We start from the raw sequence: 6,147 nt of genomic DNA, 5'->3' as shown, positions 1-6,147 counted from the left end.
CATAAGGAATATAATAATGAACAGAAACGATAGTGTCCCTTTACCTTCCAATACCCGAGAATGGTTTTTTAACCGAAACAGCCTCATCATCATCGCCGATATCCTGTTATTTTTGGTGATGTACACCACCTTACCCTTTGATCCGCAAGTCGTGCTTGGACTCAGCATTCTGGTTTTTGTGGCCATTTTGTGGTTGACCGAAGCTCTGCACGTGACGGTTACCGCGATTCTAGTGCCCGTGATGGCCGTACTGTTGGGGGTGTTTGATACCCAGACAGCGCTGAATAACTTCGCCAACTCAATCATTTTCCTGTTTTTAGGGGGCTTTGCGCTTGCTGCCGCGATGCATGTCCAGGGGCTGGATAAAGTTATCGCCGATAAAGTCTTGGTTTTGGCCAAAGGTCGCATGAGCGTGGCGGTCTTTATGTTGTTTGGGGTGACGGCGCTGCTTTCCATGTGGATCAGTAATACCGCGACTGCGGCGATGATGTTGCCGCTGGTGCTCGGGGTGTTGAGCAAAGTCAATTCAGACAGCGGACATAAAACCTATGTGTTTGTACTACTAGGCGTGGCGTACAGTGCCAGTATTGGCGGTATTGCGACCATGGTGGGCAGTCCGCCTAACGCTATTGCCGCCGCAGAAGTGGGTCTGACGTTCACTGACTGGATGGCATTTGGCCTGCCGACGGCGGCGGTATTACTGCCGATCGCCATTGCGGTACTGTACTTTATGCTTAAACCGGATCTGCGCGGTCAGTTCGAGCTCAATCAAGAGGCCGTCCACTGGGATAAAGGCAAAGTGGTGACGCTGGGCATTTTCTCCCTGACGGTTGTGTTGTGGATTTTCAGTAAGCCGATCAACGCCATGCTGGGCGGGTACGCCAAGTTCGATACCATCGTCGCGCTGGGTGCTATTATTCTGGTCAGTTTTGCTCGTGTGGTGCACTGGAAAGACATCGAAAAAACCGCTGACTGGGGTGTGCTGCTGCTGTTTGGCGGCGGGATTTGTCTGAGCAACGTATTGAAAGTCACTGGAACCAGTGTATTTCTGGCCAATGTACTCAGTGACGCCATCGCGCATCTGGGCATCTTCTTCATCGTGTTGGTGATTGCGATCTTTGTGGTTTTCCTGACGGAGTTTGCCAGCAACACCGCCAGCGCCGCGTTGCTGATCCCTCTGTTTGCTACGGTCGCTGAAGCGTTTGGTCTGTCACCTGTGGTGCTGTCGGTGCTGATTGCTGTTGCAGCTTCGTGCGCGTTTATGCTGCCGGTTGCAACCCCACCGAATGCGATTGTTTTCGGCTCAGGTCACATCAAACAAAGTGAAATGATGCGAGTGGGCTTGGTACTGAACATTGCCTGCATCATTGCTCTGACGATGATCGCCATGTTCTTCTGGGTCTAAAACCTGTTAGGGAGGTGCCGGTGGTTCGGCACCTCTTTGCTGGTTTGGTCAGTTTCGTGTCACCGAATAAATAGCGTGATCGAGAATACGTTCCCCGATCTTTTCCTGATGGCTGAGAACCGCCTCCAATTGCATGCCACACCGCTCAGCCACTGCGCGGCTGGCAGTATTGTTTACCGCGGCGCTCAGTTCGACTTTTTCCATGTGCAACTCACTAAAGGCAATGTCGATCAGTGTTTTGACCACGCGAGTCATGATACCTTTGCCCTGATGGGATTCGGATAGCCAGTAGCCGACCTCGGCTTTTTTCAGGTCATGATGGAGGCGATTAAAACTGCAATTTCCAACCACTTCTCCCTGATAAATAATGGCGCAGACCATGCTGTTCCCGTCAGCGTAATCTTTCACAGCATTGCGGATAAACGAAGCAAAAAAGGCTTCATTATGGGCTTTCGTCGGCCATGCCAGCCATTGGGCCAGATAGTCACGCTGGGTATTGACCAGCTCCAGGTAGCGCGGCGCGAATGATGGTTGAGGCAGAGCCAGTTCAAGCTCGTCGTCGATGATGCGGGTGAACATCCGGTTCTCCTTGCGATATATTATCCGTAGTTATGAGTTTAACCTATTGTTACAAATAGTCTTTTATTATTTGTTGCACGTAATTCATGGTCTACGTTAGTTCAGTCACGAATTGCCTAATAACCACAAGAAAATATGGGATTAATCGTCACATTTGCTTTACTCTCTGAGCACCATAATAAAAACAACATGTCAGTTAGGTTAACAGAATGGACTTTCTTCGTGACGAAGTGAGCATTGACTTACGTCGCGTGCTCTTTGGTATCGCTGATTCTCTGGATGCGGTGGGCATCAACGATGCGTATCATGGTCACCGGGTCGGGTATATCGCTTATCGCTGCGCTAAACGGATGGGTTGGGATGAGGAGCAGGCTCAGCTCGCTTTTTATCTCGGCCTGATCCATGACTGTGGTGTCACTCAGCCCGAGGAGATGACCCCGCTGCTGTCAGAGTTATTACCCCGGGACACCCACTCTCACTGTCGGAAAGGGTATGAACTGCTCAGCAGCTGTCATCCGTTATCCGGGTTTGCAGTGCCAGTTTTACACCACCATACCTGGTGGCAGGATCTCTCTCATTTAGATGTGCTGACCGAGGTTGAAAAGCAGTTGGCGGCGCTGGCGTTTATCTCCGATCGCTTGGATTATCTCTATTCTATCGCCGATCCGGATCACTTCGGTAATCTGGGTGTGGACGCCAAACACACCATCATCAGGGAGTTAGGTGATAACAGTGGCACCTTGTTCGAACCCAATATGGTTCAGCATTTGTGTGAGCTGGTGGACAACGACGACTTCTGGTTTTCCATGGAGAGTCATTACATCGAAGATATGGCGCTGCATTTCGAACCGGTGCCATTTTTTTCAGCGCAGATGGGGCTGGAAGAAACGATCCATATTGCGGAGTTTTTGGCGCAGTTGGTCGATGCCAAAAGCTCGTTTACGTTTCAGCATTCGTTGCGCGTGGCTGAGTTAACGGAGTTCATCGGCAAGCAATTGGGGTATTCCAAACGTATACAGCGTATGTTGTATCTGGCGGGACTGGTGCACGACATCGGCAAGCTTCGTACCCCTAATAATGTCTTGCATAAAGAAGGCCGATTGTCCGAAGCGGAATACACCTGCATTCGCCGCCACGCGACCGATACTCGTTATGCGTTACGCAGTATGTTTACGTCCCAGCGCGTGGTGGAGTGGGCTTCTAATCATCATGAACGATTGGATGGCAGCGGTTATCCGCTTGGCAAAACTGCCAGCGAGTTGGACATGCCGAGCCGGATTGTGGCGATGACGGATGTTTTTCAGGCGTTGACCCAATCACGTCCGTATCGGGATGGCATGAGTCTGGAGCAGGCGATGACGATTATCCAGCAGCAAGTCGTCAATCATCAGCTTGATAGCCGGGTGTTTTTCTGCCTCAAAGCACACGGGCAGAAGTGCTATGAAATTTCCACCGGTCGCGATGCTGCACACACCAGCCAGTCGGAGATAAAAAAAGGAGCGTAAACGCTCCTTTTTTCACACGGCGATTTATTGACCGTTCACGTATGCTTTGAAGCGCGCTTTGGTTTGCTCATCCGCTTTGCTGTACCAAAAGTGCAGCATTTCTTCTGCCGTTGTGGCTGAGACAGGTGCGCTGGTTGCAACCGGCGCTGCAGGTTGTGTGCCCGTTACTGCTGGCGTGGCCGCATACCCTGCAACTGCTACCGCGGCAACACCGCCTTTGCGGTTATATTCCATCAGCTCCTGAGAGTAGTTACGGCCAATCTGCATGCCTTTTTTGATCAGCTTGTCTTCGCTCACGTTGACTTGAGAACCAGATTGATCCACCAGCGACCATTCCGCGTCTTTGATGTTTTCCTGAGCTTCAACTTCATTGCGGTATTTCGGTAGCTCGAAGCTCAGTTCTTTACCGCTTTCATTAAACTTGGCGATGATGACGTCGCTTTCCACAATGATGCGATCATTGCCTTTATCAAAGTACTGCTCGATACGGAACGCCAGCTGGTTCTCACCGTCTGGGAGTGTCAACGTCTTTTCTGACGAAAAGAGGCTGCCGGACAGCGACGGCTTTTCACCGTTTGCAACCAGCACATCGACGGTGGTTGGGATGTTCAGCGTCACATCAGCCATTGCAAAGCCACTGACACTCATAGCAAGCAAGAATGATAAAGATTTGATAGCATTCATTGTATTTATCCTAGTGCATATTCCTATTGAACGGAAAGAGACTGCCTAGCTATGACGATGAATGCAACGATTAATCGCCAGAAGTTTGAAGATTTAACCAAAATTTAATCCCAACCTACGATTTGTTCTCATGGCTGTTAACATCTTGTTTTCACTCCCACTCAATACGGTTGTCAGTGCATATGGAATCGCCGGCCTGAACATACGACAAATGTTTCTCAAATGTTAAGTTGAGGGCGTCCTCACAGTGATGTGGTGGAAAAATGTCCTATATTAGAGTGTATTGTCACCAAAGGAGAGATAACGCTATGCGACGCATCCATTTGCTCGACAGCACGTTAGTGTTGTCACCCTGGTATAACCTCGATTACGGCTTATCCCTGCTCAGTAAAGAGAGCTCTTCATTCTAGTTTCCTGACAACACCTAACTCCACCTGATATTCGCCGTGCAGCGTATTCACTGCAGGGCACTCTATACCCCTAAGGAAACGAATGATGAAACGTATTCCAGAACCTTTTCGAATCAAAATGGTTGAGCCAATCAAAATGACCACGTTAGCGGATCGTGAGCGCGCACTGGCCGAAGCGGGCCTCAATCCGTTTTTATTGCGCAGTGATGATGTTTATATCGATCTGTTAACCGATTCCGGAACCGGAGCCATGAGCGACAACCAGTGGGCGGGCTTGATGCTGGGGGACGAATCCTACGCTGGCAGCCGTAACTACTATCATTTGTGCGAAGCGGTGCAACACTTCTTCGGCTACAAGCTGACGGTCCCGGCACACCAGGGACGAGGAGCTGAGCAGATTCTGTTTCCGGCGCTGATCGAACGCATGCGTCAGGTGCGTGGAGGCAGCACCCCGGTGTTCATCTCAAACTATCATTTCGACACCACCGCAGGCCACATTGAGCTCAATGGTGGCAAGGCGATCAACGTGGTGGACAAGCACGCATTTGACACCACCACACCGTATGACTGGAAGGGCAATTTTGATCTGCAGAAACTGGAGGAAACCATTGAAGTACATGGTGCCAACAACATTTGTGCGATCATCACCACGGTAACGTGTAACAGCTCAGGCGGGCAGCCTGTCTCAATGGCCAATATGCGTGCGGTGTATGAGATGGCGGTTAAGCACGACATCCCGGTGGTGATCGATTCTGCCCGTTACTGTGAGAATGCTTACTTCATCAAACAACGCGAGGCTGGTTATCAGGATAAGTCCATCCTGGATATCATTCGCGAGATGTACCAGTACGGCGATATGCTGACTATGTCGGCCAAGAAAGATCCCATGGTCAATATCGGCGGGCTGTGCTGCATTCGTGACCATGAAGAGCTGTTTCAGGCGGTACGCACCCGCTGTGTGCCGATGGAAGGTTTTGTGACCTACGGCGGGATGGCGGGACGAGACATGGAAGCATTGGCTCGCGGGTTATACGAAGCCGCGGATGAAGATTTCCTTCACTATCGCATCAGTCAGGTTGAGTACTTAGGTGAGCGGCTCCGTGAGGGTGGAATTCCGATTCAGTCACCGACCGGCGGCCACGCTGTGTTTGTCGATGCGGCTAAAATTGTGCCACATATCTCGCCAGCGCAGTTTCCGGCGCAGGTGCTGTGCAATGCTCTCTATCTGGAAGCGGGCATTCGAGCAGTGGAGATCGGCTCCCTTCTGCTTGGACGTGACCCCGAAACTGGCGAACAGAAAGCCTCTGAGCTGGAATTGATGCGTCTGACCATTCCTCGCCGGGTCTACACTAACGATCATATGGACTACATCGCCGACGCTATCATTGCGCTCAAGCAGCGTGCTCACGAATTGAAAGGATTGACGTTCGAGTACGAACCACCGGTGTTGAGGCATTTTACGGCGCGTTTCCGTGCCCTGTAACCGGCAGCGGGCAAATGACGTACGTTTTGTTGCTTAAATGTTAAATTATCCCGGTGTTTCAGCGTATCCTATGCAATACTC

5 protein-coding genes are annotated in these 6,147 nt (G+C 50.8%); 3 read left to right on the top strand and 2 right to left on the bottom strand.

Translation table 11 applies throughout. The features are described from left to right. The first annotated feature begins 16 nt into the window (after positions 1-16). Entirely contained in the window at positions 17-1,405 is a 1,389-nt protein-coding gene (locus CAG65_RS19405; RefSeq protein ID WP_021706696.1) for an SLC13 family permease, read from the top strand. 48 nt (positions 1,406-1,453) lie between these two features. On the opposite strand, the gene CAG65_RS19400 is transcribed toward CAG65_RS19405, so the two are convergent. Next, entirely contained in the window at positions 1,454-1,984 is a 531-nt protein-coding gene (locus tag CAG65_RS19400; protein WP_161454677.1) for a GNAT family N-acetyltransferase, read from the bottom strand. 209 nt (positions 1,985-2,193) lie between these two features. Between CAG65_RS19400 and CAG65_RS19395 the strand changes: the two genes are divergently transcribed. Further along, positions 2,194-3,489, top strand: a complete 1,296-nt coding sequence (locus CAG65_RS19395) for an HD-GYP domain-containing protein (protein WP_161454676.1) — start codon at positions 2,194-2,196, stop codon at positions 3,487-3,489. A 24-nt stretch (positions 3,490-3,513) separates the two neighbouring features. Here the strand turns inward: CAG65_RS19395 and CAG65_RS19390 are convergent, their stop codons facing one another. Then, on the bottom strand, positions 3,514-4,173 hold the full coding sequence (locus CAG65_RS19390) for a DUF2057 family protein (protein WP_161454675.1): 660 nt from the start codon (positions 4,171-4,173) through the stop codon (positions 3,514-3,516). Between the two features lie 495 nt (positions 4,174-4,668). Between CAG65_RS19390 and CAG65_RS19385 the strand changes: the two genes are divergently transcribed. Next, positions 4,669-6,066, top strand: coding sequence for a tryptophanase (locus tag CAG65_RS19385; protein WP_161454678.1), 1,398 nt, complete (start codon positions 4,669-4,671; stop codon positions 6,064-6,066). The last annotated feature ends 81 nt before the right edge of the window (positions 6,067-6,147 follow it).

This window comes from Vibrio sp. V39_P1S14PM300 (assembly GCF_009904765.1).
In the GTDB taxonomy this organism is placed as follows: Bacteria; Pseudomonadota; Gammaproteobacteria; order Enterobacterales; family Vibrionaceae; genus Vibrio; species Vibrio proteolyticus.
Note: the sequence above shows the minus strand (reverse complement) of the source record. Positions and strands in the feature narration are given on the sequence as shown.

What these genes read in the sequence shown, in the direction of transcription:
- CAG65_RS19390 (WP_161454675.1), bottom strand. Translation starts at nt 4,173, where the DNA reads ATGAATGCTATCAAATCTTTATCATTCTTGCTTGCTATGAGTGTCAGT.
- CAG65_RS19385 (WP_161454678.1), top strand. Translation starts at nt 4,669, where the DNA reads ATGAAACGTATTCCAGAACCTTTTCGAATCAAAATGGTTGAGCCAATC.
- CAG65_RS19400 (WP_161454677.1), bottom strand. Translation starts at nt 1,984, where the DNA reads ATGTTCACCCGCATCATCGACGACGAGCTTGAACTGGCTCTGCCTCAA.
- CAG65_RS19395 (WP_161454676.1), top strand. Translation starts at nt 2,194, where the DNA reads ATGGACTTTCTTCGTGACGAAGTGAGCATTGACTTACGTCGCGTGCTC.
- CAG65_RS19405 (WP_021706696.1), top strand. Translation starts at nt 17, where the DNA reads ATGAACAGAAACGATAGTGTCCCTTTACCTTCCAATACCCGAGAATGG.